26 protein-coding genes are annotated in these 22,852 nt (G+C 67.0%); 10 read left to right on the top strand and 16 right to left on the bottom strand.

What is annotated here, in order from left to right:
• The 4 genes from NS6_RS30180 to NS6_RS30165 form a co-directional block, all read left to right on the top strand.
• On the top strand, positions 1 to 762 hold a 762-nt coding region (locus NS6_RS30180), incomplete at its 5' end, for an ABC transporter substrate-binding protein (RefSeq protein WP_068049075.1).
• A complete protein-coding gene (locus NS6_RS30175) occupies positions 759 to 1,589 on the top strand; it encodes an ABC transporter ATP-binding protein (RefSeq protein ID WP_068049073.1) in 831 nt (276 codons plus the stop codon). The genes NS6_RS30180 and NS6_RS30175, both read left to right, overlap by 4 nt.
• Before the next feature lie 118 nt (positions 1,590 to 1,707).
• On the top strand, positions 1,708 to 2,460 hold the full coding sequence (locus NS6_RS30170; RefSeq protein ID WP_245669569.1) for an ABC transporter permease: 753 nt from the start codon (positions 1,708 to 1,710) through the stop codon (positions 2,458 to 2,460).
• A gap of 9 nt (positions 2,461 to 2,469) precedes the next feature.
• A complete protein-coding gene (locus tag NS6_RS30165) occupies positions 2,470 to 3,807 on the top strand; it encodes an LLM class flavin-dependent oxidoreductase (RefSeq protein WP_068049065.1) in 1,338 nt (445 codons plus the stop codon).
• 119 nt (positions 3,808 to 3,926) lie between these two features.
• Here the strand turns inward: NS6_RS30165 and NS6_RS30160 are convergent, their stop codons facing one another.
• The 5 genes from NS6_RS30160 to NS6_RS30135 form a co-directional block, all read right to left on the bottom strand.
• Entirely contained in the window at positions 3,927 to 4,283 is a 357-nt protein-coding gene (locus NS6_RS30160) for a GntR family transcriptional regulator (protein ID WP_068049062.1), read from the bottom strand.
• A gap of 3 nt (positions 4,284 to 4,286) precedes the next feature.
• A complete protein-coding gene (locus NS6_RS30155) occupies positions 4,287 to 5,261 on the bottom strand; it encodes a DUF1648 domain-containing protein (protein WP_068049059.1) in 975 nt (324 codons plus the stop codon).
• 304 nt (positions 5,262 to 5,565) lie between these two features.
• Entirely contained in the window at positions 5,566 to 6,591 is a 1,026-nt protein-coding gene (gene rsgA / locus NS6_RS30145) for a ribosome small subunit-dependent GTPase A (protein ID WP_371859382.1), read from the bottom strand.
• A complete protein-coding gene (aroA, locus tag NS6_RS30140) occupies positions 6,564 to 7,874 on the bottom strand; it encodes a 3-phosphoshikimate 1-carboxyvinyltransferase (RefSeq protein ID WP_068049157.1) in 1,311 nt (436 codons plus the stop codon). The genes rsgA and aroA overlap by 28 nt, the downstream gene beginning before the upstream one ends.
• 79 nt (positions 7,875 to 7,953) lie before the next feature.
• A complete protein-coding gene (locus NS6_RS30135) occupies positions 7,954 to 9,459 on the bottom strand; it encodes an aldehyde dehydrogenase family protein (protein ID WP_068049053.1) in 1,506 nt (501 codons plus the stop codon).
• Positions 9,460 to 9,644: 185 nt separating this feature from the next.
• Between NS6_RS30135 and NS6_RS30130 the strand changes: the two genes are divergently transcribed.
• Positions 9,645 to 10,499, top strand: a complete 855-nt coding sequence (locus NS6_RS30130) for an SOS response-associated peptidase (RefSeq protein ID WP_068049050.1) — start codon at positions 9,645 to 9,647, stop codon at positions 10,497 to 10,499.
• Between the two features lie 51 nt (positions 10,500 to 10,550).
• Here the strand turns inward: NS6_RS30130 and NS6_RS30125 are convergent, their stop codons facing one another.
• The 3 genes from NS6_RS30125 to NS6_RS30115 all read right to left on the bottom strand — a co-directional run bounded on the left by NS6_RS30125 (position 10,551) and on the right by NS6_RS30115 (position 12,657).
• Complete coding sequence (locus tag NS6_RS30125; RefSeq protein WP_068049047.1) at positions 10,551 to 10,856, bottom strand: hypothetical protein; 306 nt, start codon at positions 10,854 to 10,856, stop codon at positions 10,551 to 10,553.
• Positions 10,857 to 11,071: 215 nt separating this feature from the next.
• Positions 11,072 to 11,764, bottom strand: coding sequence for a guanitoxin biosynthesis heme-dependent pre-guanitoxin N-hydroxylase GntA (gntA, locus tag NS6_RS30120; RefSeq protein WP_068049044.1), 693 nt, complete (start codon positions 11,762 to 11,764; stop codon positions 11,072 to 11,074).
• Between the two features lie 401 nt (positions 11,765 to 12,165).
• Entirely contained in the window at positions 12,166 to 12,657 is a 492-nt protein-coding gene (locus tag NS6_RS30115) for an aminoacyl-tRNA deacylase (protein ID WP_068049041.1), read from the bottom strand.
• Positions 12,658 to 12,919: 262 nt separating this feature from the next.
• Between NS6_RS30115 and NS6_RS30110 the strand changes: the two genes are divergently transcribed.
• Positions 12,920 to 13,567 (top strand): sigma-70 family RNA polymerase sigma factor, encoded by a 648-nt coding sequence (locus NS6_RS30110; protein ID WP_068049146.1) that lies wholly within the window; start codon positions 12,920 to 12,922, stop codon positions 13,565 to 13,567.
• A 20-nt stretch (positions 13,568 to 13,587) separates the two neighbouring features.
• Positions 13,588 to 13,854: a mycothiol system anti-sigma-R factor gene (gene rsrA, locus NS6_RS30105; protein ID WP_068049149.1), complete on the top strand. Its 267-nt coding sequence runs from the start codon at positions 13,588 to 13,590 to the stop codon at positions 13,852 to 13,854.
• Between the two features lie 141 nt (positions 13,855 to 13,995).
• Here rsrA and NS6_RS36525 read toward each other — a convergent pair whose 3' ends face one another.
• On the bottom strand, positions 13,996 to 14,070 hold the full coding sequence (locus tag NS6_RS36525; RefSeq protein WP_022597109.1) for a 50S ribosomal protein bL37: 75 nt from the start codon (positions 14,068 to 14,070) through the stop codon (positions 13,996 to 13,998).
• 147 nt (positions 14,071 to 14,217) lie between these two features.
• Here NS6_RS36525 and NS6_RS30100 point away from each other — a divergent pair, with 147 nt between their 5' ends.
• Entirely contained in the window at positions 14,218 to 14,433 is a 216-nt protein-coding gene (locus tag NS6_RS30100) for a biotin/lipoyl-binding carrier protein (RefSeq protein WP_068049143.1), read from the top strand.
• A 97-nt stretch (positions 14,434 to 14,530) separates the two neighbouring features.
• Here NS6_RS30100 and NS6_RS30095 read toward each other — a convergent pair whose 3' ends face one another.
• Positions 14,531 to 15,556, bottom strand: coding sequence for a glycoside hydrolase family 113 protein (locus tag NS6_RS30095; protein ID WP_068049038.1), 1,026 nt, complete (start codon positions 15,554 to 15,556; stop codon positions 14,531 to 14,533).
• A 310-nt stretch (positions 15,557 to 15,866) separates the two neighbouring features.
• Here NS6_RS30095 and NS6_RS30090 point away from each other — a divergent pair, with 310 nt between their 5' ends.
• The gene (locus NS6_RS30090; protein WP_068049035.1) at positions 15,867 to 17,381 is read left to right on the top strand and encodes a sensor histidine kinase; all 1,515 of its coding nucleotides are present in this window, start codon (positions 15,867 to 15,869) and stop codon (positions 17,379 to 17,381) included.
• A 220-nt stretch (positions 17,382 to 17,601) separates the two neighbouring features.
• Here NS6_RS30090 and NS6_RS30085 read toward each other — a convergent pair whose 3' ends face one another.
• Together NS6_RS30085 and NS6_RS30080 are read right to left on the bottom strand one after the other, a co-directional pair.
• On the bottom strand, positions 17,602 to 17,856 hold the full coding sequence (locus NS6_RS30085; protein WP_033243220.1) for a WhiB family transcriptional regulator: 255 nt from the start codon (positions 17,854 to 17,856) through the stop codon (positions 17,602 to 17,604).
• Between the two features lie 251 nt (positions 17,857 to 18,107).
• A complete protein-coding gene (locus NS6_RS30080) occupies positions 18,108 to 19,055 on the bottom strand; it encodes a diacylglycerol/lipid kinase family protein (RefSeq protein WP_068049032.1) in 948 nt (315 codons plus the stop codon).
• Between the two features lie 215 nt (positions 19,056 to 19,270).
• Between NS6_RS30080 and NS6_RS30075 the strand changes: the two genes are divergently transcribed.
• Positions 19,271 to 19,663 (top strand): hypothetical protein, encoded by a 393-nt coding sequence (locus NS6_RS30075; protein WP_174552649.1) that lies wholly within the window; start codon positions 19,271 to 19,273, stop codon positions 19,661 to 19,663.
• A 34-nt stretch (positions 19,664 to 19,697) separates the two neighbouring features.
• Here NS6_RS30075 and NS6_RS30070 read toward each other — a convergent pair whose 3' ends face one another.
• From NS6_RS30070 to NS6_RS30055, 4 genes are all read right to left on the bottom strand, one after another.
• Entirely contained in the window at positions 19,698 to 20,183 is a 486-nt protein-coding gene (locus tag NS6_RS30070) for a GNAT family N-acetyltransferase (protein ID WP_068049026.1), read from the bottom strand.
• A gap of 102 nt (positions 20,184 to 20,285) precedes the next feature.
• Positions 20,286 to 20,912: an acid phosphatase gene (locus tag NS6_RS30065; RefSeq protein WP_068049023.1), complete on the bottom strand. Its 627-nt coding sequence runs from the start codon at positions 20,910 to 20,912 to the stop codon at positions 20,286 to 20,288.
• Between the two features lie 75 nt (positions 20,913 to 20,987).
• A complete protein-coding gene (locus NS6_RS30060; protein ID WP_068049020.1) occupies positions 20,988 to 21,494 on the bottom strand; it encodes a nitroreductase/quinone reductase family protein in 507 nt (168 codons plus the stop codon).
• 37 nt (positions 21,495 to 21,531) lie between these two features.
• On the bottom strand, positions 21,532 to 22,818 hold the full coding sequence (locus tag NS6_RS30055) for an Rv3212 family protein (protein ID WP_068049017.1): 1,287 nt from the start codon (positions 22,816 to 22,818) through the stop codon (positions 21,532 to 21,534).
• Between the last annotated feature and the right edge of the window lie 34 nt (positions 22,819 to 22,852).

Below are 22,852 nucleotides of genomic sequence, written 5' to 3'. Positions count from 1 at the left end.
GGTGCGCCGATCACCTCGATTCTCAGCTCCTACGGTGCGGATGCCGCCGAATACACCGGGTACTACGTACTCCAGGACAGCCCGATCCGGTCGGCGCGCGACCTCATCGGCAAGAAGGTCGGGATGAATACGCTGGGCGCCCATCATGAATTCCTCACCCGGGAATGGCTTGCGCAGCAGGGGCTGACGCCCGCGGAGATCGACACCGTTCAGCTGACCGTGGTGCCCCCGGTGAACACCGAACAGGCACTACGCGGGGGACAGATCGATGTCGCGACTCTCAACTCTGTCTACCGGGAGACCGCGCTCGAACGGGGCGGTCTGCGCGCGCTGTTCACCGACCGCGACCTGTTCGGTGCCTTCAGCTACGGCACCTACGTCATGCGCGACGATTTCATCGCCGCAAACTCCGAGGTAGTGCGCGATTTCGTCCAGGGCACTGCCCGTGCGGTCCGCTGGACGCAGACGCGGCCGCAGCAGGAAGTGATCGCGCGGTTCGCCGATATCATCGCCGCCCGCGGCCGCGCGGAAAACGCGGAGACCGTGCAGTTCTGGCGTAGTCCCGGTATCCCGGCGCCGGGCGCGGTCATCGCCGAACGCGAACTGCAGGTCTGGATCGACTGGCTGGTACGCAACGGCGAGCTCGACGACAGTGCGCCGGCCGCCCGCGACCTCTACACCAACGAGTACAACCCGTACGCCAACGGCACCTACCCCGCCGACGGCGGTCCCGACGGACAAGTATCGGCCGGTGAAAAATGACCAGCACACCCAAACTCCGCCTGACCCAGGTGAGCAAGACCTTCCCGATCCAGGGCCGTAAGGCCGAGCTGACCGCGGTACAGGACATCACCCTGGACCTGGCCGCCGGTGAGTTCCTGGTCCTCGTCGGGCCCAGCGGTTGCGGGAAATCTACGCTGCTCGATCTACTCGGTGGGCTGAGCGCCCCGACCTCGGGGCAGATCCTGCTCGACGGCACGCCGATCACCGGCCCCGGACTCGATCGCGGAATCGTCTTCCAGCAGTACGCATTACTGCCGTGGCGTTCGGCACGCCGCAATATCGAATTCGGGCTGGAAGCCAAGGGGGTACCGCGCGCCGACCGCCGGGAACGTGCCGAACACTATCTCGAGCTGGTCGGGCTGGCCGGATTCGCCGACCGGTATCCGCACGAACTGTCCGGCGGGATGAAGCAGCGGGTCGCGATCGCGCGCAGCCTGGCCTACGACCCCGAGGTGCTGCTGATGGACGAACCGTTCGCTGCGCTCGACGCGCAGACCCGCGAATCGCTCCAGGACGAACTGCTGCGCATCTGGGAACGTACGGGTAAGACGATCCTGTTCATCACCCACGGCATCGACGAGGCGATCTACCTGGGGCAGCGGGTCGCCGTACTCACGTCCCGGCCCGGTCGGGTGAAGACGGTGGTCGATATCGATATCGACCGTACGGCCGACGACATCCGGTCCGGCGCGGAATTCCGGGAGTTGCGCCACCAGATCTGGTCTCTGCTCCACGACGAGGTCGAACGCGCCCGCTCGCTCGAACTGGCCGCTATCTCGACCACGGAAGAAGCTCAGCATGTCTAGCGCACTCGCCACCGGCACTGTGGACAACGCACCACGGACCGAATCCGAACGTGCCGGAACCCGGCCCGAGGCGTCCGCCCGGCCCGGTGTACCGCGGTGGGGGCGGCGCACGGCGGCCATGGTGTGGCGTCTGATGAAACCGTCGGTGGCGATCGTGACTTTTATCGCGCTGTGGGAGGTCGCGCCCCGCGCCGGCCTTGTCGACAAGGTGTTCCTGCCACCGTTCACCGCGGTCGCCCAGACTTTCTTCGAGCTGATCGGGAACGGCCAGCTGTGGGAGCACATATCGACGAGCCTGACCCGGGCGCTCACCGGTTTCGTGATCGCGGTCGCGTTCGCGGTGCCGCTGGGGGTGGCGATCGCCTGGTATCGGCCGGTCGCCGATTTCCTCAACCCGGTTCTGGAGTTGTTCCGCAATACCGCGGCGCTGGCGCTGCTGCCGGTATTCGTCCTCATCCTCGGTATCGGAGAAACATCCAAGGTCGCGCTGGTGATCTATGCCTGCGCCTTCCCTGTTCTGCTGAACACCATCTCCGGGGTCCGCACGGTGGAGCCGCTGCTCGTGAAATCGGCTCGTTCGCTCGGCTTCTCCCAATTCGCGATCGTGTACAAGGTGGTGCTACCCGCCGCGGTTCCGACCATCTTCACCGGCCTGCGGATGGCTGCCGCCTCCTCGATTCTTGTGTTGATCGCGGCGGAGATGGTCGGTGCCAAAGCCGGGCTGGGCTATCTGATCACGGCGGCCCAGCTCAATTTCCAGATCCCCGACATGTATGCGGGGATCATCGCCATCGCGCTGGTCGGGCTGGTTTTCAACGCGGTTCTCGTATTCACCGAACGCCGGCTCTCGCGCTGGCGTGTGGCTCTGTAGGCGGCGCCGATGTCCTCGCAGCTTCATCTCAACGCGTTTCTCATGGGGGTCGGCCATCACGAGGCGGCCTGGCGACATCCGCGCACCGATGCCCGTAATGTGCTGCGAGCCGGATATTTTCAGGAGCTGGCGCGAATCGCCGAACGCGGCAAACTCGATTCGGTGTTTTTCGCCGATCTCCTCTCGGTAGGTTCCCGCATCGAACGCAACACTCAGACGACCTTCGAACCGATCACCCTGCTGTCGGCGATGGCGGTGGCCACCGAACATATCGGCCTGATCGCGACGGCCTCCACCGGCTACAACGAGCCGTACAACCTGGCCCGATCCCTCGCCTCGCTGGACCGGATCAGCGGCGGCCGGGCGGGCTGGAACATCGTCACCTCCGTGGGTGCCGACGAGGCCGCGAACTTCGGCTACGCCGAGCTCCCCGATCACGCCGGACGCTATCGCCGGGCCGGCGAATTCGTCGAGGTGGCCACGGCCCTGTGGGATTCGTGGGAGCCCGACGCCGTCGTTCTCGACGCTGCCACCGGCATCTTCGCCGACCCGGACAAGGTGCACACCGTCGACCATGTGGGGGAGCGGTTCACCGTACGCGGCCCACTCAATGTGCCTTCTTCCGCGCAGGGCCGCCCGCTGCTCGTCCAGGCCGGATCGTCGGAGAGCGGTAAGGATTTCGCCGGTCGCTGGGCCGAGGCGGTTTTCACCGCGCAGCGTTCGATTCCGGAGGGACAAGATTTCTATCGTGATGTGAAGGCCCGCGCGGTCGCGGCCGGGCGCGACCAGGACGAGGTGAAGATCCTGCCGGGGATCGTGCCCTTCATCGCCGAGTCCGAAGCGGCCGGTCGGCGGCTGGAACGGGAATTCACCGAATTGATCTCACCGGAGTACGCGCTGCGTCAACTCTCCCAGATGGTCGGGGTGGACCTCACCGGCTATCCCCTGGATGCGCCGCTGCCCCCGCTACCTCCGCTCGAAAAGATCCAAGGCAACAAAAGCCGCTACCAGCTGGTGAAGGATCTGGCGTCCCGTGAATCGCTGACCATCGGCGACCTCATCGCCGAACTCGGTGGCGGTCGCGGCCACCGCACCGTGGCGGGTACGCCGGAACAGATCGCCGACGACCTGCAGCGCTGGTTCGAAGCGGGCGCAGCCGACGGATTCAACGTGATGCCGCCGTACCTGCCCGGCGGCCTGACCGATTTCGTCGACCAGGTGGTCCCGATCCTGCAGGCCCGCGGTCTGTTCCGCACCGACTATACGGAGACCACCTTGCGCGGCCACTACGGACTTCGCCCACATATCGGCCGGTACGCGCGGGTGGTTGCGGGAGTCGGCGGGTAGCCGCCGCGCACGGATCCGGCCGGTGAGGCGGCTTACTCGGGCTGTCGTGATGCCTGGGTGTGCTGAGCGGCGGGTCGCCGTGGAACCGGCGGAAGAGGGCGATCCGCCCTGTTCCGGGGTCAGCGGGCGGCCGCGGCGCGGACGATGTCGAGGAGTTCTTCCTCGTCCAGGCCGATATGCCGGGCAGCGGCGACGAGCTGCCCGGCGAGATCCAGCATTGCGGCCCGGCCCGCCGGGGCTCCGGCGCGGACGGTGGCCCCCCGCCCGCGCCGGAGTTCGATCAGTCCTTCGTCCCGTAGTTGCTGGTATCCGGCCAATACGGTGTGAATGCTCACGCTCAGCGAGGCGGCCAGTTCCCGGGCGCCGGGCAGGCGCCCGCCCGCAGATACTTCGCCGTCGGCTATCGCCCGGCGCACGCACGCGGCGATCTGATCGGCCAGCGGTTCGTGCCGGGTCGGATCGACTCGGATCAACACCGCTCAGGCCGCCCGGTCGACGATGCCCGCGAGCACTCCCGCCCCGGTCTCGGCGTCGTCGACGGATACCGCGAATCGCCGCCCCGACCGCCGGGTCACCACGATGCCGGGTCCACCGCGCAGCAGGACGGCCGTGGATCCCGGAATCATCCGTATTCCATAGCCCCCGTACTGGACCGGTGAGAGATCCTCGGCGGCCACTTCGGTGATTTCCGTGGGAGCCAGTTGCCACCGCGGCCATCCGAACGGTCCGGTTCCCACGGTGAGTCCACGCTGATCGACGACAACTCGCACCAGTGCAAGCTGGATCAAGAGCAGGCTCGTCAGGGCGAGTAGCACCCCGGCCCATGGTTGAGCGACGAAACCTGTTACCACGCCCATCGCCAACATCACGATTCCCGCCAGCACCATCCACGGGGAGGAGACCCGCCGGGACCAGCTGACTCGTTCGGTGGGGCTCAACGGCAGGGGCCGGACCCGGTACGGCGTGCCCGCCGAGACGGGTGTCCGGGGTGCGGTGAGCCACCCCACGGCCGCGAGCAGGAGGCCGATAGCTGCCGCAGCCACGAAGGCCAGGACGGGCAAACCCACCTGCCGGGCATCCGCCGCATCGAGATTCGCGACGGTACCGGCGAACATGAGGACGCCGAGGAATGCGCCGACGCCCCATGCGGTAGCGACCATGAACCGGATGGGATCGTGCGCCGATTCGTCCGGCCGGACCAGTTTTCCGCTGCGGGCGCCCAGGACCAGTACCAATGCGAACAGCAGCCCGAGGCCGAGGCCCAATCCGGCGGAGATGAACATGGTCGGGACCCGGCCGGTGAACCCGTCGGCGCCGTCGGTCCCGAAATGTGTCGCGATGGGGTCGGGGAGCCGGTCCGCTGCGGCATTCAGCAACACGATGTTGGGCAGGGCGAACAGTAGCGGCGGCAACCCGGCGAGAAGGCCGAGGCGGATCGTATTGGGGGTTGTCACGGTGCACCTCCTTGTTATGTTTGAAGCATAACAAACGATTTATTGCTGGTGCGTCGGGGTCCTCGTTCCCGGTGCCGGAGCGCAGACTTGGTCCCACGGCATACGACGAAGAACTGGCGGAGCGGATTCGGGAGGTGGTGGGTGCCGCGGCCGATATCGCCGAACGCAAGATGTTCGGTGGGCTCGCCTTCCTGTTCGGCGGGCATAGGGGGGCGTGGTGCTGGCGGCGGCGGTCTGATGTCCGAAACCCGCAAAGCAGAAACACCGACCTGCCCACCGCCCGAAGCGTCGCGGCGGCCGGAGTTCACCAGGATTCGTTCGAATTCAGCGCGACCAGCAGCAGGCGGATCGCGGCCACCCGCCGCGCCTTGTCCGGAAGTTCGTCGAGGGCGCATTCCGGATCGGCGGGCGGCCCGAGATGGGTGCACCCACGTGGGCAGTCCTCGATCGCCGCGGCGAGATCGGTGAACGCGGCCAGCACATCGTCGGGGGTGATGTGGGCGAGACCGAACGAGCGCACACCCGGGGTGTCGATCACCCAGCCGCCGTCCGGCAGCGCCAGCGCGACCGACTGCGTGGATGTGTGCTTGCCTTTACCGACGCCGGAAACCTCCCCGACCGCCCGCGCCGCATCCGGAACCAGCCGGTTCACGAGCGTGGATTTACCGACTCCCGAATGCCCGAGAAAACAGGTCAGGCGGCCGGTGAGCAATTCCAAGGTGGTGTCGAGGGCGTCGTCGACCCCGGCGTACACGATGCTCAGATCGAGATCGGCGAAATCGCCGGCGAACTGTGAATCCGCGGCCAGATCGTGTTTGGTCAGGCACAGCACCGGAGTGAGGCCGCCGGCGAAAGCGGCGACCATCGCCCGTTCCACGAAACCGGTTCGCGGCGGCGGATCGGCCAGCGCCACCACGATGAACAACTGTTCGGCATTACCGACGACCACCCGTTCGAACGGGTCGGTATCGTCGGCCGTCCGGCGTAATACGGTGCGCCGCTCGGCGACCCGCACGATCCGCGCGAGAGTGTCCGGCCGGCCGGAGAGATCGCCGACCACCTCCACCTCATCACCCACCACGATCGGTGTCCGGCCCAGCTCCCGGGCGCGCATTGCCACCACCGGCCGCGCCGGATCGCCGTCCAGCACACAACCCCAGCGCCCCCGGTCCACCGATACCACCATCGCCGGCCGCGCGTCGCGATGTTCCGGACGGGTTTTGGTGCGCGGCCGGGAACTGCGCCCCGGACGCACCCGCACATCGGATTCGTCGTACGAGGCGCTGCTGCGGCCGCGGCGGCTCAGTGGGCCGCCCCCGGTGCGGCCGATTCCGGGTCGAGCATGGACTCCCACAGGCTGACGAAATCGGGCAGGGTTTTGGCGGTCGTGCCGATATCCTCGATTTCCACGCCGGGCACGGCGAGGCCGAGAATCGCGCCGGCCGTGGCCATCCGGTGATCGGCGTAGGAATGCCAGCGGCCGCCGCGCAGCGGGGCCGGGGCGATCGCCAGCCCGTCCTCGGTTTCGGTTACCTGACCGCCGAGCCGGTTGATCTCGGTGGACAGGGCGGCGAGCCGATCGGTTTCGTGGCCGCGTAGATGCGCGATCCCGCGCAGCCGTGATTCCGAATCTGCGAGCGCGGCCAGCGCGGCGACGGTGGGTGTCAATTCGCCCACATCGTGCAGGTCGATATCGATACCGGCGAGCCGGTCGGGGCCTGTCACGGTGAGAGCGCCGTCGGCGAAACCGGCTTCGGCGCCCATCCGCACCAGGATCTCCCGGATCACATCGCCGGCCTGGGTGGTCAGCCGCGGCCAGTGCGGGATGCTCACCTGCCCGCCGGTGATCGCCGCTGCCGCCAGGAACGGGGTGGCGTTGGACAGGTCGGGTTCCACCTTCCAATCGACCGCGCGGATCTCGCCCGGTGCCACTGTCCAGACCTGCTCGGCACGGTTGTCGGCGGGTGCCTCGACCGTCACATCGGCGCGGCGCAGCATCTCCACCGTCATCTCGATATGAGGCATGGAAGGCAGGGCGCCACCGGTATGCCGGACCGTTACACCCTCCTCGAACCGGGCAGCCGAGAGCAACAGACCTGAGATGAATTGCGAGGAACCGGAGGCATCGATGGTGATGGTGCCGCCGCGCAGCGCACCGGTACTACGCACGATGAACGGCAGCGCATCGCCCTCGACGGCCGCGCCGAGCCCACGCAGGGCATCGAGAACGGTGCGTAGCGGCCGGACGCGGGCGGCGATATCGCCGTCGAAGGAACTGTCCCCGGCCGCCAGTGTGGCCACCGGCGGTACGAAGCGCATCACCGTACCGGCCAGCCCGCAATCGACCCGGCCGCCGCGTAGCGGGCCGGGGGTGACGGCGAGGGTATCGGCGTCGCCGATTATCTGGGCGCCGAGCGTGCGCAGAGCATCGATCATCAGGCCGGTATCGCGGCTGCGCAGCGCACCGGTGATGGTGGACGGGCCGTCGGCGAGCGCGGCCAGGACCAGCGCTCTGTTCGTGATCGATTTCGATCCGGGCAGGGTGACGGTCGCCTGCACGGGGGCGTCGACATGGGGCGCTGGCCAGAAACTCACTGCACCATCTTGTCGCATCGGGCCGACATGCGTGCCGGTGGTGCTCCCGAGTGTGTCGCCGGGCACCACCGGCGGTGTGTTCATCCGGGCGGGGCTATCACTTGTTGCGGCCGTGCAGTAGCGGCACCATCTTGCGCAGCATCTTCATATTCGCCTGGGTGCGGCTGTAGCTCATCAGCGCCATACCCGGGATCGCGAAGCGCTGGACCGCGATCGAATGCGGCCGGACGAACTCGCGCAGGCCCGGCTCGCCGTGGATGCGGCCGATACCGGAGTCGGCGCTGCCGCCGAAGGGCAGGCCGGGGATTGCGGCGAACCCGAGTACCGAGTTCACCGAGGTCGCACCGACTTTCAGGCGACGGGCGATCTCCAGGCCGTTGTTCTTGGAGTACACGGCTGAGGCCAGGCCGAAGGTGGTGTTGTTCGCCAGCTCGATCGCCTGGTCGATATTCTCCACCGTGGTGACGGTGACGGTCGGCCCGAAGGTTTCCTCCTTGACCGCGGCGGAGTTCTCGTCCACGTCGACCAGTACGACCGGTTCGATGAACGGGCCCTTCACCGATTCCGGGCCACCCAGCAGTGCCTTGCCGCCGCTGGCCAGCGCCGCCTCGATATGCCGCTTGACGATATCGATCTGGCTCGGCATCGTCATCGGGCCGTAGGCGGCACCGTCTTCGGAGCCGGGCTTGACGTCTTTCAGAATGCGGGTCAGTTCGGTGAGGAACTGCTCCTTCACCGATTTGTCCACGTAGACGCGTTCCACGCCCGCGCAGGTCTGGCCGCTGTTGGAGGTGGCGCCCCAGGCCACGGCATCGGCGGCGGCCTTCACATCGGCGTCGGCGGCGACGATGACCGGGTCTTTACCGCCGCATTCGAGCAGCACCGGGGTGAGGTTCTCGGCGGCCGAGGCCATGATCTTGCGGCCGGTGGCGGCCGAACCGGTGAACGCGACCTTGTCGACACCCGATTTCACCAGCGCGGCGCCGGTGGCCCCGAAACCGTTGATCGCGACGAATACGCCCTCGGGCAGTTCCGGGTTGGCCTCGGAAAAGGTCTCGGCTACGAAATTACCTATACCCGTGGAGAATTCGGACGGCTTGAACACCACGGTATTACCCGCTGCGAGGGCATAGGCGATGGACCCGTTCGGGGTGTACACGGGATAATTCCACGGGCCGATCACACCGACGACGCCCAGCGGCCGGTATTCGATCCGGGCGGCGAAATTGGCCATCATCGGGCCCGAGGAGACCTTCTGCGGTGACAGCGTCTTCTTGGCGTGTTTGGCCGCCCAGGAGATGTGCTCGAGCGCCAGCATGAGTTCCAGGAAGGCGTCGTCGACCGGTTTGCCGTTCTCGGCATGGATGAGGGCACAGAACTCGTCGGATTTGGCGACCAGCCGGCTGGACCAGCGCAACAGCGCCTTCTTGCGGCCGTCGAATCCGAGATCGGCCCAGACGCCGGTGGCCGCGCGGGCCTTGGCGACGGCATCGGCGACCGCCACGTCATCCGCGATCGGATACGTGGCCAGCGTCGCGCCGGTGGCCGGATCGACCGAGGTGAGCACCGATTCTTTCTCGGCGGCTTTTTCTGTGGTTGTCACAGGGTCTCCTCTGCGGGAAGTAGGGCGGTAGCTGCGCGCGCGGACGGTGCAGCCTGTGACCGCCACGTCCCCGTTGAGAGAATGCTAAGACATAACTCTCAACACGTCATCCAGTACTAGCCCCATTGTCGTCCTCCGGGTCGCAATTGTCTCGATCTGTCGGCATTCAGTGCGACGATCGGAGTATGTGCGGACGCTATGCGACGACTACGAACCCCGGGCGCCTGGCCGCGGAGCTGGACGCCATCGACGAAACCGGACCCGCCCCGGCGGATATCCGGGCGGCGAGCACCGCTGAATCGGGCGCGGGCGAATCCGCTGCCGACCAGGACCGGCGGCAGTGGGCGAACTACAACGTCGCCCCCACCACGCAAGTCCTCACCGTGGTCGACCGGCACGGTCACGACGACCGCGGCGACGATCTACACCGCCGCATCCGCCGGATGCGCTGGGGGCTTATCCCGCACTGGACCAAAGCCGCTGAACCGGGCGTACCCGTCAAAGGAAAGCCCCTGTTCAATGCCCGTGCCGATAAGGCAGCGAGCCTGCCGTCGTTCCGGGACGCGGTGAAATACCGCCGCTGCCTGGTCCCCATGGACGGCTGGTACGAATGGCTGGTCGAACCCGACCCGGCCGGCCCGGGGCGCGGTAAGAAACCGAAGGTGATCAAACACCCGTACTTCATGTCGCGGGCCGACGGTTCGCGCCTCTACATGGCGGGTCTGTGGTCGGTCTGGCGGGATCGCTCCCTCGACGATCCCCGGCCGCTGCTGTCGTGCACCATACTCACCACCGACGCGATCGGGGATCTCACGCGTATCCACGACCGCATGCCGCTCCCCATGCCGCAAGCGCATTGGGATGCCTGGCTGGACCCCGACCACCCCGCCCCCACCGAACTCCTGGAAGCCCCCGGCGAAGAACTGGTCGCCCAGATCACGGCGCGCCCGGTGCCACCCCTGGTGAACAGTGTGAAGAACAACGGCCCGGAACTACTGGCTCCGGCCGACGGTGCCGCCGAACAGCCGACGTTGCTGTGAAACCGGATGCTTCCGGGGCAGGCGAACCGCGCCCCGGAAGCATCCGCACGGTCAGCTACCCAGCGGGCAGCTGACCGCCGGGGTCGCGATACTCAGACCGCATTTGAGCAGGTCGGCGCTGAGATCGATGGTTTCGGAGAGAATCCCACCGCCCGCCTTTTCTGCGCGTTCGGCCGGCCCGTTCTCCGATCCGCCATCCTTGGTGGAACCCTCCTCACCGCCGAGCGGGTACTCGCTCGGCGCCGCATACGCGGCCGGTGCCGTGAGCGAGGTCGTCAGCAGGGCGGGCGCAACGGTCAGCGCCGCGGCCGCGGATACGGCGACGAGCACGGTGCGCAGGGGTTTGCGCGGGGACATATCGCATCACATCCTCGGGTCGGTCCAACTCCTCGCCCACAAGTAACGCATACCAGGGCGCGCTACCAGCGCATTCCCGCACGGCGCGCGGGTGAGTTGCCCTGTACCGGGGGCGGCCGCGTTCGCGAGGCCGCGTGGCGCAACCGGACGGTGCCCGACACCGCGCAGGCGATGGCCCCGCGCTGCCCCGAAGCCGGTGGATCTGTCGCCGCGGATCAGATCCCCGGGATACCGGCCAGTTCGCGATCCTCCGTCGCCGGGCGGGCGGCGAACGGGCACTGCCAGTCGGCGGGTTTGGGGCGGCCGGAGTAACGGCGCGCTTCGGAGAGCTGTTCGTACTCGAGCAGGTTGGGATTGATATCGCCCTGCAGCGTGATGTCCTGTTTGCGGATCTTCTCCGCCAGGCGGTCCCACATACCGGCCGCTTTGATCAGCCCGAACTGTTCATGGGAATTGAATGCCAGCATCGGAAACGGGGGCCGGCGGCCCAGCCGTCGATGCGTCTCGTGCAGCCCGATAACAAAGAACGGGTGGCCCCCCACGCTGTATCCGAACTCGCCGGACTGCGGATCGGACGAATACCCGGGCGCCCACGCGTAGCTGTCCGCTTCCGCCTCGTGCAGCAGTTGCAGGTGCTGCCACAGCAACTCCTCGAACCGTAACTCGTCCACCCCGCGGGGCTGCTCGAAGGTGGCGATGAAGCTGGTGAACTTCCGCGGGTTCCAGTCCGCGGCGCCGACGTATTCGGCAAGATCGAGTGCCATCAGCCGGGCCGAATCCTTGCCACCCATCACGTCGTAGTGGCGGTGCGTGATACCGCCTCGACGCCAGGCGGAACGGCCCGCCAGACAGGCGAACCAATCTCCCAGGAGGAACTTCTCCAGTTCAGCTCGCGCGTCCGTCGTCAATCCCGGTGTTCCTTTCAACCACGTATCTTCGTTCGAAGGGCAGGTCGGCGATCCACCTGGTGAACGCACCCCGCCTCGACCGCACTGCGCTGCCGATCCTGTCAGTCGATCGGCACTGCGCGCGAATCGGGGGAAAACTGCGAATCGGCACCCGAGGGCGGCCGCCCTGCTACGGGGCAGCAAACAGTCGAACGGACATGTCGCGGATCACAGCGCCGGCGGCTCGCGTCCCGCCGGTGAGTGATCGGTTCGGTTGTGGCGTCCTGCTCGGTTGACCTGCTGCATCGTGGCCGAGACCAGGCCTGCCGGACTACGCACGCATCCGGACTGTCCGGTCGCGGCCCGGCCTGCCGGCGGGCGTATCCGGCCCGGCAACGGCACCATTTTCCGGCCTCGAGCGTTCAGGCAGTGACCGGTGCGGTGACCGCGCCGGCCAACCGGATCAGATCCGCGGGAGCGACTTCGATCTCCACTCCGCGTCTACCCGCGCTGCAGAACACGGTCTCCCAGTGCGACGCCGAAGCATCGACCACGGTCGGGTGGCGCCGGCGCTGCCCCAGCGGCGAGATCCCGCCGAGCACATAGCCTGTGGCGCGTTCGGCCTTCGCCCGGTCCGCCATCGTCGCCTTCGGAGCCCCGAGCGCAGCGGCCGCCGCTTTCAACGACAACGTTTCGGGGACCGGAATTACCGCCACAGCCAGCGATCCGGTGGACAACTCCAGAATCAGTGTCTTGAAGATCCGCCGGTCCGCTACCCCGAGCCGCGCGCGCAGCACACCGACCGCCTCGGTGCCGAAGGATTCGCTCCGCGGGTCGTGGTCGTAACTGTGCACGGTATGCACCGCCGCGTCCGCGAGCAGTGCGCGGATCGCCGGTGTGGCGCCTGCTGCCATGGACAGCACCTTAACCCGGGAACACTTCGCGACCGGTGCGGGTTGTACGCGGCAGATAAAGCGCATCGGGCGGGCCGTTCCCCGGCCACCGATGCCCGACCCCACGTACAGCGAAGGAGCGACGGTGCCCGTTCTGACCGAACAACGCCCGATCACCGCGGATCCGGCCCTGGCGCACACGCGGTTCTTCTCCGACTTCACACTCCCGGTAGATTTGGCTGGTGAACCTATCGAAGGGACACGTGTGACGAGCGAGGACGACGTGGCGACCGGAACCGGCGCCGACGAGCGGCCTGCCGAACAGCCGGAAACCGGCGCCGAACTGGACCGGCGGTTCGAGCGGGACGCGCTACCCATGCTGGACCAGCTCTACGGCGCCGCGCTGCGGATGACGCGTAACCCCGCCGATGCCGAGGACTTGGTCCAGGAGACCTATGTCAAGGCCTATGCCGGTTTCAAATCCTTCAAAGAAGGCACCAACCTGCGGGCCTGGCTGTACCGGATCCTCACCAACACCTACATCAACTCGTACCGGAAGAAACAGCGCCAGCCCGCGCAGTATCCGACGGAAGAGATCACCGATTGGCAGCTCGCGGCCACCGCCGAGCACAGTTCGACCGGTCTGCGCTCGGCGGAGGTCGAGGCCCTCGACGCACTCCCGGACGACGACATCAAGGCCGCCCTCATCCAGTTGCCGGAGGAATTCCGGATGGCGGTGTACTACGCCGATGTCGAAGGTTTCCCGTACAAGGAAATCGCCGACATCATGGGCACACCTATCGGTACGGTGATGTCCCGGCTGCACCGCGGCCGGAAACAGCTGAAGGGTCTACTCGGCGACGTCGCGCGCGAACGAGGGTTCAACCGCAGCGCCGAGTCCACAGAGGTGCGCCAGGAGGTCAAGCAGTGAGCACCGAGCACGATCCCGATATGGAGCTCGACTGCACGGCGGTACTGGCAGATGTCTGGCTGATGCTCGACGGCGAGTGCGACGACCGCACCCGCGAACGGTTGCAGCACCATATGGACCACTGCTCGCCTTGTATCGAGGCCTACGGCATCGAAGAGAAGATCAAGAGCCTGCTCAGCCGCAAATGCGGCGGCGACAAGGCCCCGGATTCCCTCAGGGAACGCCTCATGGTGGAGATCCGCAGCCGCTCGGTGACGCTCACCACCGAGGACAGCACCGCCGAGTAGCGGCCGCCGCGCCGGACTCGACCGATACGCGGTACCGATGCGGGCGGAACGCGCGGCACCGCCGCCGAAAGTGCCCCCGATGAACACAACCCGCACTCCTCAGGAGTGCGGGTTGTCTGTTTCCGTGCCTGCGCCGGCGGCTCAGGCGTTGGGACGTTTGCCGTGATTGGCGGCGTTGCCCTTACGGCTGCGCTTCTTGCGGCCACGCTTACCCATGGGTAGCTCCCTCCTGGGGACGTTTCCCGCGACTGCGGGGAGTAGATATCGATCTCGGCCATTGTTTCACGTGTGATTGGCTGTACCGACGGCGGTACATCGGGTCGCGTCACCCGATACCGCAACGAAGCAGACGAACGAGGTGTCATGGCCGAAGAAGTGCGGGCGGAAATGGTCTCCACAGTGCTCACCGTCGAGGTTGCGGTGGGCGACCAGGTCGCCACGGACCAGACCCTGGTGCTGCTGGAATCCATGAAGATGGAGATCCCGGTGCTCGCCGAGGCCGGCGGTTCGGTGTCCGCCGTAGCCGTCGAACCCGGCCAAGTCCTCCAAGCGGGTGACCTCATCGCCGTGATCGATTGATTCCTGCGCCCGTCGCGCTCGGTCGCGGCAGGGTGGTCTTCGCTGCCGAGTGCGGGACCACCGCACTGATATTGCCGTCCGGCACCCGGTGCCGAGACTATGTGCGGCGGTAGTGCTCGGCGACCGCGGTAAAGGCCGCCTTGGGTTCCCAGGGCATATCCGGGTAGGTATCGCCGCGGCCGTCCGGTAGGACCTTGACTATGCCCAGACCGGCGAGGTCGAGGTCGTCGCGTGGGTCGCCGGTCGTGCGGTGGGGGTAGTTGTACAGCGCGAAGAGGAAGACGAAGGTGCTGTCGACGCCTTCCGAATCGAAGATCTCCAACAGCTCGCGCAAATAAGCGGCTTGGCCCGCTTCGTCTCGTTCGTATTCCCCGGTGAGGCGCAGTGGCTCGCCGTGCGCGTCGTATTCGACGATCTCCATACTTCGTGGCGCCACAGCACCGGCGCCGCGCCAGGTGGCTGTACCGAAGCCGGTGATGGCCACGGGTTTCCCCTGCGCCACGAGGCTGTGTACACCCGCCCGGAACTGGTCGGCCACCTCGGCGGAGCGAATGAGTTCGATGGCGAGAAAGTCGAACGGCGTCCAGTCGATGCGCTCGAACGGTATGCAGGCGTAGGTGACCTTGCCGTGGAAGTGTTCGCGGATCGCCGGCAGTGCACTACCGAAGAAATCGTCGAGCCGGGCGCTCACCTCGGCGAATCGTTCGGCGTGGCGGTCCGGATCGCGCAACAGCAGGTCCAGCCGTTGCTCGACACTGTCGCCGGGGACGAAGCCACGGTTCATGATGCTCAACTCGACTCCGGCGACGAATACCACCTCGGCGCCGGTCCGGCGCAGCCCCTCCGCGCGCTGTGCGCAGTCGGTGAACAGTGTCGATATCTCGTCGCGGGGCAGTTCCAACGGGTAGGGCGAGAACCAGACCTCGAGCCCCAGTTCGGCGGCGCAGCGGCCTGCGAGTTCGAGCCTGTCGGGGTCGCCACCGATGATCTGGACGGCGTTGCAGTGCAGGTCGTCGCGGATGATCGCGAGTTCACGCTCGACCACCGCCGGGTCGAAGTCCGGGCGCGATATTCGGCCGTTCCGGACGAGCCCGGTGTCGTATGTCATTCCTTTGCCGCGCATTCGCACGCTCCGTTTCGTTGATCTGGTCTCGCGACGAACTTAATCAAAAACATGCGTACACGCAATATTACGTGTACGCATGTTTGGTCGAGGCATCGGTGGCGGCGACTGTCGCGGCGCAACCGGCCGGAGTGCGCCTTGCCGAGGCCGTTGTCGAGTCGATGGGCGGGCGGAACCGGCAGGGCCGTGTCCGATCACAAACCGGGCGGCGGTCCCGATCGAACGATGGTCCACCGCCGCATGGTCTCTCGAAGGGGCAGATCAGCGGGGGCCGCAACGCCGTATACGGAGGGCACGCCAGAATTAGCTCATGTCCACACTGAGCGATCTGCTGGCCGAACACACTGATCTCCCCGGGGTGGCGGTGGATCATCTGCAGCGCGTCGTCGGGGACTGGCAATTGCTCGCCGATCTATCGTTCGCCGATCTGCTGCTGTGGGTCGGAGCGGGGCCGATTCGGGATGGTGCCGATGTCGTGTGTGTCGCGCAGTGCCGGCCCACCACCGCGCCGACCGTTCACCTGGGGGACTTGGTGGGCTCGGTTGCTCGGCGGGCGGATCACTCGCAGGTTTTCGACGCTCTGACCAGTGGGGAGATCGTGCGCACGGATACCGAGGGGGAGGCGACGGGGGTATATCACCCGTACCCGGTGCAGGCCATCCGGGAGGCGATCCCGGTACGGTGCGGCGACGATGTGATCGCGGTGCTGAGCCGCGATACCGACCGGCAGCGTTCCCGGGTGCGCAGCGGCCTGGAGATCGCCTATGTCGCGTGCGCCGATGATCTGTGCCAGATGATGGCCGACGGGACCTTTCCGACCACCGAGGACCGTGCCGCCACCCATTCCAGCCCGCGGGCCGGTGACGGGTTCATCCGGCTCGACACCGACGGCATCGTCACCTACGCAAGCCCGAACGCCCTGTCGGCGTATCACCGCATGGGTTTGCAGGCCGATCTGGAAGGGCAGGATCTGGCGACCACCACACGATCGCTGATCACCGACCCGTTCGACGCGCAGGAGGTGGTGGGCGATATCCAGGCAGCGCTCGCCGGGCGCACCGGCCGGCGGATGGAGGTGGAGGCGCGCGGGGCGACCGTACTGTTGCGCACCCTCGTGCTGCGGCCGCACGCTGAGCTGGCCGGGGCCGCGGTGCTCGTGCGTGACGTCACCGAAGTCAAACGTCGCGACCGCGCGTTGCTCAGTAAGGACGCCACCATCCGGGAAATCCATCACCGGGTGAAGAACAACCTGCAGACTGTGGCGGCGCTGCTGCGGTTGCAGGCGCGGCGCACCGAGAACGACGAAGCGCGCGTGGCGCTCACCGAATCGGTGCGCCGGGTCACCTCGATCGCCTCGGTGCACGAGATGCTGTCCATGTCGGTGGACGAGGAGGTCGATCTGGACGAGGTCGTGGACCGGTTGCTGCCGATCATGGCCGATGTCGCGACCGTGCACACCGCCCGGATCACCGTACGCCGGGCGGGTTCGCTGGGAGTTTTCTCGGCCGAGCGCGCCACACCGCTGGTGATGGTGCTGACCGAACTCGTGCAGAACGCTATCGAGCATGCCTTCGACGGCGGCCAGAACGGCACGGTGACCATTCGCGCGGAGCGTTCGGCCCGCTGGCTGGACGTGATCATCAGCGATGACGGGCGCGGACTGCCGGCCGATTTCAGCCTGGAATCGTCGGACAGTCTGGGACTGCAGATCGTGCGCACGCTGGTGACGGCGGAACTGGGTGGGTCGATCGGGTTACACCCTGGCACCGATATCGGGACGGACGCGGTGCTGCGCGTGCCGTTGGGGCGTAGGGCGGCACGCTGATACCCGGCGGAAACTCGCCGGTTTCAATTATGCATACCGCCGATCGGCCGTGGTCGGAAACCCCACTTATTAATCGGGCGACTTTCCGGCAAATTGCCGATTCCCTGCCGATCGGTGGCCCTTTATAAACTACAGCCCGGCACCAGATTCACTGGTGCCGGGCATTCCGCGACTCCCCGGGCCGGGCTGGAAATGGTCCGGTAGTCGCTTCCCCGCGTTCTCAGACAGCCGTACGAGTGCGGGTGCGCGCATTACGACGCTTGAGCGCGCGCCGCTCGTCTTCGCTCATTCCGCCCCATACACCGGCGTCCTGCCCGGAACCCAGAGCCCAGGACAGGCATTCGGCGGTAACGGGGCAGCGGGCGCAGACCAGCTTGGCATCGGCAATCTGCGCGAGCGCAGGACCACTGTTGCCCACCGGGAAAAACAGCTCAGGGTCCTCATCGCGACAGATGGCCTTATGGCGCCAGTCCATTCCTTCTGCTCCTTTGTAGGGCGCCACAGGGCGCCGATCGGTTGCTGGATCGTTCACTTGTGCGAACTGAATGTTTCCGCACGGTTGCTTGTGAATGCTTTCACGAACACCGTAGATGTCAATAGGTATCCGACGCACCGTGGGGAAGCTCACGCACTGAAGGCCCCACGAGGAGACCCGCCGCAGTCCTTTTTACTCGCCTACGGCGGTTTCCGCAGCACAAACGGGATTTACTTCCCGGATGCGCCGGTTCATACCGGCCGTGGAGCGACCACATCTAGGACGTCCGGCACAGCGGTGAAATCCACCACGTCGCGCCTGCCGATGAAGTCGCCGTCGATTTGCAGGCCGATCGGCTCGGCACTCGATATGCGCACAGACGGGACGTCGTCGTCACGAAATAGCTTCCGCGACTTCGGCTCGGAGTGTGGCGACAACAGTTGCGTCGCCAGCCGAAGTGTAGGCAGTAATGCCATGGTTCGCACGGCGAACACACCGAGACCGGATTCGAACCTGGTATCGGGATTGGTACATACCGGTGTCGCATTCAGATAGGTCCACGGACTGGTGTTGGTGACGAATGCGTAATGCACACCCGAAACGGGCTCGCGGCCCGGAACGTGCACAGTGACTTCCGGTTGCGCCCGTTTCGCGCGGAAGAACTGCGCCACGGTGGTACGCACATAGCGCGCCGGTGTCGCCGATCGTCCTTTGGCGCGTGCCGAATCGATGGCGGCGCACACCTCCGCATCGAGACCGACCCCGGCGCTGAAACAGAACCACCGGTCATCGGTGATGCCGAGACCGATACGGCGATCCCCGTCACCGGCTTTGAGAAGGTCGATCAATTGATTGGTCGCCGCCACCGGATCGGGTTTGATATCCAGTGCGCGCGCGAACACATTGGCCGAACCACCGGGAATGATGCCGAGCCGGGGCCGCCACGCCTGGCCGTCGTCGACCTGCGGCAGCGGTACGAAACCGTTGATCGTCTCGTTGACCGTCCCGTCGCCTCCGTGCACCACGATGAGATCCATCTCATTGGTTGCCGCCCACTGCGCCAACTCGGCGGCATGACCGCGATGCTGGGTATGCGCGACCGTCAACTGCGTTCGGCTCTCCAGGGCGTGCGCGAGCAGGTCACGGGTCGCCACCGTGGTAGAGGTCGCATTGGGGTTGACGATCAACAACGTCCGCATGGGGTAATTCTGGCCCGACCGCGGCACACGGGTCCAAATGCCTCGGACTCGGCGTCACCGCCGGGCGCGTCGAGGGCGGGTCTGCGCACGGCCGTCCTGGCCGGCCGGTGCCCTCGGGTCCGGCCGCAGCGGCGGGAGCCCGCCCAACATGCGCCCGCGGGCATCGGGAAAACACAACTTAAGCTGGCGGGGTGGTCGAGCGAAAAGACGTTGGTGTGCCCGGGACCGTACGTGGCGCCGGTGGACTGGTGACGCTGGAAGGCGCCGTCGCGGTGACCGTCGCGGTGGTGCTCGTGGTGCGGGCGCTGCTGGGGCACGAAGAGGACGCGATCAGCGGTTACGGCACGGCCATGTGGTTCGGGATCCTCGGTGGCGCGGTGCTCGCCTCCGGTATCGGCTTGCTGCTCGGACAGCGCTGGGGCCGGGCCATCGCGGTGATAACCCAGCTGTTGCTGCTGCCGGTGGTGTGGTCGTTGCTGTTCGGATCGGGGCAGCCGATGTACGGAACCCTGCTCGGCGTGGTGGCGCTGGGCGCGCTGGGCCTGCTGTTCGCTCCGCCCACCTCGCGCTGGGCCGCCCAGGAGTACGGGGTCACGGACGAGGAATGAGCGCTGCGGTCCGGGTACCGCCGGGCGTGGGCCGTTACCGGCGCGAGCCTGTGGTCGCGGCCAGCGCGGTCAGGGCCGGACCGCTGAGCCGGTAGCCCACCCAGTCGTCCTGGACCTGGGCGCCCAGGGATTCGTAGAAGCCGATCGACGGCGTGTTCCAGGTCAGTACCGACCAGCTGACCCGGCTGTAGCCGTGGGAGTGCGCCTCGTGCGCGAGAACAGCCAGCAATGCCCGGCCGAGTCCGGTACCGCGCGCCGCCGGAGTGACGTACAGGTCCTCGAGGTAGATCCCGTGAACGCCGTCCCAGGTGGAGAAGTTCAGGAACCAGATGGCGCATCCGGCGACCGTGCCGTCCACGAGGGCCACATGGGCGAAGACGGCCGGGTTCGGGCCGAACAGCGCGGTGTGCAGCTGCTCGGTGGTGAGCGTGCACTCGTGTCGCGCTTTCTCGTATTCGGCCAGGCCGTAGACGAGGTCGACGACCGCGGGTACGTCGCCGGGTTCGGCGCGGCGGATCACCGGGTCGGTGGTAGGGGGCACGAAATCTCCTTCGGTTGCGTCACGGGCAGGTGCGGCCGGATCCGCGACGGTACGGTGCGCTCGGGCCGGCGTCGGTGGTGGCTACGAAACACCGCGATCATCGGCATCCGGTCCCGTGGCCGGCCGCAGATTGTGCGCCCACAGCGTGGGTTCGTCACGCTCGTAGCCCAGGACACTGACTGCGGCCGTCGCCAGCGCGAACCGGCGGCCCTCCCGGACCGGGAAACCGAGCCAGCGGGCGATCAGGGCGCGGGAGAAATGCCCGTGTCCCACGAGGATCACGTCGCGCTCGCCGAGCGCGGCCGTCACGGCGCCGAGCACCCGATCGACTCGTGCACTGACCTCGGCCGCGGATTCACCGCCGGGTACCGCGCCGGTCCAGATGGTCCAGCCGGGATCACCGGTGCGGATCTGCGGGGTGGTGCGGCCCTCGTAATCGCCGTAATCCCATTCGGCGAGGTCCGGCTCGATTCGTGTGCCGGTCAGCCCTGCCAGTTCGGCGGTTCGCTGCGCGCGGGCGCGCGGACTGACCAGAACCATCGGGTCCCGCAGCCCCAGGCCGGCCACGACCGCACCGGCCGCCGTGGCCTGGTTTTCACCGGCCGGGGTGAGCGGTAGATCGGTGCGGCCGGTGTGTCGATGCTGTACCGACCAGCTGGTCTCGCCGTGGCGCAGCAGGGCTACACGGGCGTTCTCGGAGCCGGGCATAGGCACCATGATGCCGGGCGCCCGATTCGTAGCGTTGCCACAGGTCCTCAGGAACGGGTGAGCAGCGGACTTCTGTCAGCGGGAACCGGCCAAGGTGAGGATCACCAGCGGGATGGGGCGCTCGGTACTTGTCTGGAAATCGGCGAGCAGTGGATTGTTCGCTAGTACCCAGGCGGCGAACTCGTCGTAGACGGCACCGGAGAGGACCCGGGCCGTGGCATGGTGGACGTAATCGCCCAATTCCACGATCACCGCTGGATCCGCCCGCACATTGTGATACCAAGCCGGACCCCCGTTATCGACGAGCGAACTGACGTAGAGGGTTTCGCCGCGATACAGCGCGGTGAGCGGAACTACGTGCCGCCTACCGGTTTTCGCGCCGGTCGTGGTGAGTAGCAGCAGCGTCGCATCGGCATAGGCGCCGCCGACGCGTCCTCCGTTCGCCCGGAATTCACGGATCACGTCGGTGTCCCAGACCGCCGGATCGTCTGCACTGTCCCGGTTCCACGGCGCGCCGGGATCGTCGTAGCGGGCGGTCTCGGCCGAGGGGGTTGTGCCGGTGGGCCGGGCAGCTTCTGTCATACCCGCCAGTGTGCCTGCGGGTACCGACAAAAACGTTTCACCGCAGTGGTTTTGCCGGTCGGTCCGCCTCGGCGTCGCCGGTTTCGGGGGCATCCGGATCGGCCAGTGCGACGAGTACGCCGTCGCGATGTTCCAGAACCGTGTTGCCGAGCACCCCGAGCGAAATCGGGCCGCCGCGATAATCCGGCCGGTCCACCGGGATCCGGGCGATCTCGGTGCCGTCGGCGGGATCGAGAGCCGCGACCGCACCGGGTACCGGAATCAGCAGCCGGTCGGCCATGAGTACGGGGGCGCCGAGTGCGTCGGCCGCGGTCCACATCGGCTCGAAGGTACTGGCCTGCAGCGCGATCACGCTGTTACCGGTGAATACGAGGAATGCAGAACCGGCCCGGACGGTGGTAGTGGTTTCGTCGAGAGGTGCCGAGAGTTCCTGCACCACCAGCGGATTACCCTTGGCGTCCAATATCGTCAGGCGTGGCGCGGCTACCTCGGGACCGCCGGCTCCCGGCTGATAGACCGCGATCCGGTTGTCGGAGACAGCGATAACACGGGCGTCCGGCGAATCGGCACCGGGACCCTCCAAGATCCGCGAACCGTACTCCTCCGGCACATTGTCGTCCTTGGGCGCGGGCGCCAGCACCGTGAGCCGGTCGGCCGGATCACCCGGGCAGCGTTCCAGCACCACCAGTCGCGACGAACTCGACGCTGCCGATCGCAGCTCGCAATCGTGCCGCGGCTGGGTTTTCCAGTTCTCCTTGGCATCCACATAGCCGTACTCGAGGGTGCGCACGAGATCGGAACGCCACACCTCCAGCCGCTGCGGCCCCTGCGCCACCACGTAGGTGCCGTCGACCGAAAGCCGGACCTGATCGTCCATATAGCTGCTGCGGGCGGTGCGCCGACGGCCGTCGGCACCGGAGAGCATGGTGGTCTCGCTGCAGCCGCGCTCACTGCGGTATACGGCGATCACCATGCCGAACTGCGCTTCGACTCCGCACAGCGGTAGATCGCGGTGATAACGCCACACCTGTGCACCGGTCCGCCGATCGTGACCGGTCACCGTACCGCCGTCCGCGGTGACCGCCACCCCCTCGGAAGAGAGCGCCCGGCCGGTCGCGGTATCGGGCGCCCGCCACAGTTCACGCAATTGGTCGGGAAGTTCACGGGCCGCCGCGGGTGGGCGAGCGGGCTTGTCGGCGACCACCGATTCGGTCCCGGCCACATCACTGCTCACCCACGCCACGATCGCCGCGATCAGCACGACGACGGCGATCGCGGCAGCGGCGATGACATCGGCGCGCGTTCGCCGCTCAGGTGCGAGCACGTACGTGAGCCTAACGGATGCGGACCGGACGCCC

It is taken from the genome of Nocardia speluncae NBRC 108251 (genome assembly GCF_001613245.1).
In the GTDB taxonomy this organism is placed as follows: domain Bacteria; phylum Actinomycetota; class Actinomycetes; order Mycobacteriales; family Mycobacteriaceae; genus Nocardia; species Nocardia speluncae.
Note: the sequence above shows the minus strand (reverse complement) of the source record. Positions and strands in the feature narration are given on the sequence as shown.

What these genes read in the sequence shown, in the direction of transcription:
- NS6_RS30175 (WP_068049073.1), top strand. Translation starts at nt 759, where the DNA reads ATGACCAGCACACCCAAACTCCGCCTGACCCAGGTGAGCAAGACCTTC.
- NS6_RS30170 (WP_245669569.1), top strand. Translation starts at nt 1,708, where the DNA reads ATGGTGTGGCGTCTGATGAAACCGTCGGTGGCGATCGTGACTTTTATC.
- NS6_RS30165 (WP_068049065.1), top strand. Translation starts at nt 2,470, where the DNA reads ATGTCCTCGCAGCTTCATCTCAACGCGTTTCTCATGGGGGTCGGCCAT.
- aroA (WP_068049157.1), bottom strand. Translation starts at nt 7,874, where the DNA reads ATGCGACAAGATGGTGCAGTGAGTTTCTGGCCAGCGCCCCATGTCGAC.
- NS6_RS30130 (WP_068049050.1), top strand. Translation starts at nt 9,645, where the DNA reads ATGTGCGGACGCTATGCGACGACTACGAACCCCGGGCGCCTGGCCGCG.
- NS6_RS30125 (WP_068049047.1), bottom strand. Translation starts at nt 10,856, where the DNA reads ATGTCCCCGCGCAAACCCCTGCGCACCGTGCTCGTCGCCGTATCCGCG.
- NS6_RS30115 (WP_068049041.1), bottom strand. Translation starts at nt 12,657, where the DNA reads ATGGCAGCAGGCGCCACACCGGCGATCCGCGCACTGCTCGCGGACGCG.
- rsrA (WP_068049149.1), top strand. Translation starts at nt 13,588, where the DNA reads ATGGAGCTCGACTGCACGGCGGTACTGGCAGATGTCTGGCTGATGCTC.
- NS6_RS30100 (WP_068049143.1), top strand. Translation starts at nt 14,218, where the DNA reads ATGGCCGAAGAAGTGCGGGCGGAAATGGTCTCCACAGTGCTCACCGTC.
- NS6_RS30095 (WP_068049038.1), bottom strand. Translation starts at nt 15,556, where the DNA reads ATGCGCGGCAAAGGAATGACATACGACACCGGGCTCGTCCGGAACGGC.
- NS6_RS30090 (WP_068049035.1), top strand. Translation starts at nt 15,867, where the DNA reads ATGTCCACACTGAGCGATCTGCTGGCCGAACACACTGATCTCCCCGGG.
- NS6_RS30085 (WP_033243220.1), bottom strand. Translation starts at nt 17,856, where the DNA reads ATGGACTGGCGCCATAAGGCCATCTGTCGCGATGAGGACCCTGAGCTG.
- NS6_RS30080 (WP_068049032.1), bottom strand. Translation starts at nt 19,055, where the DNA reads ATGCGGACGTTGTTGATCGTCAACCCCAATGCGACCTCTACCACGGTG.
- NS6_RS30065 (WP_068049023.1), bottom strand. Translation starts at nt 20,912, where the DNA reads ATGCCCGGCTCCGAGAACGCCCGTGTAGCCCTGCTGCGCCACGGCGAG.
- NS6_RS30060 (WP_068049020.1), bottom strand. Translation starts at nt 21,494, where the DNA reads ATGACAGAAGCTGCCCGGCCCACCGGCACAACCCCCTCGGCCGAGACC.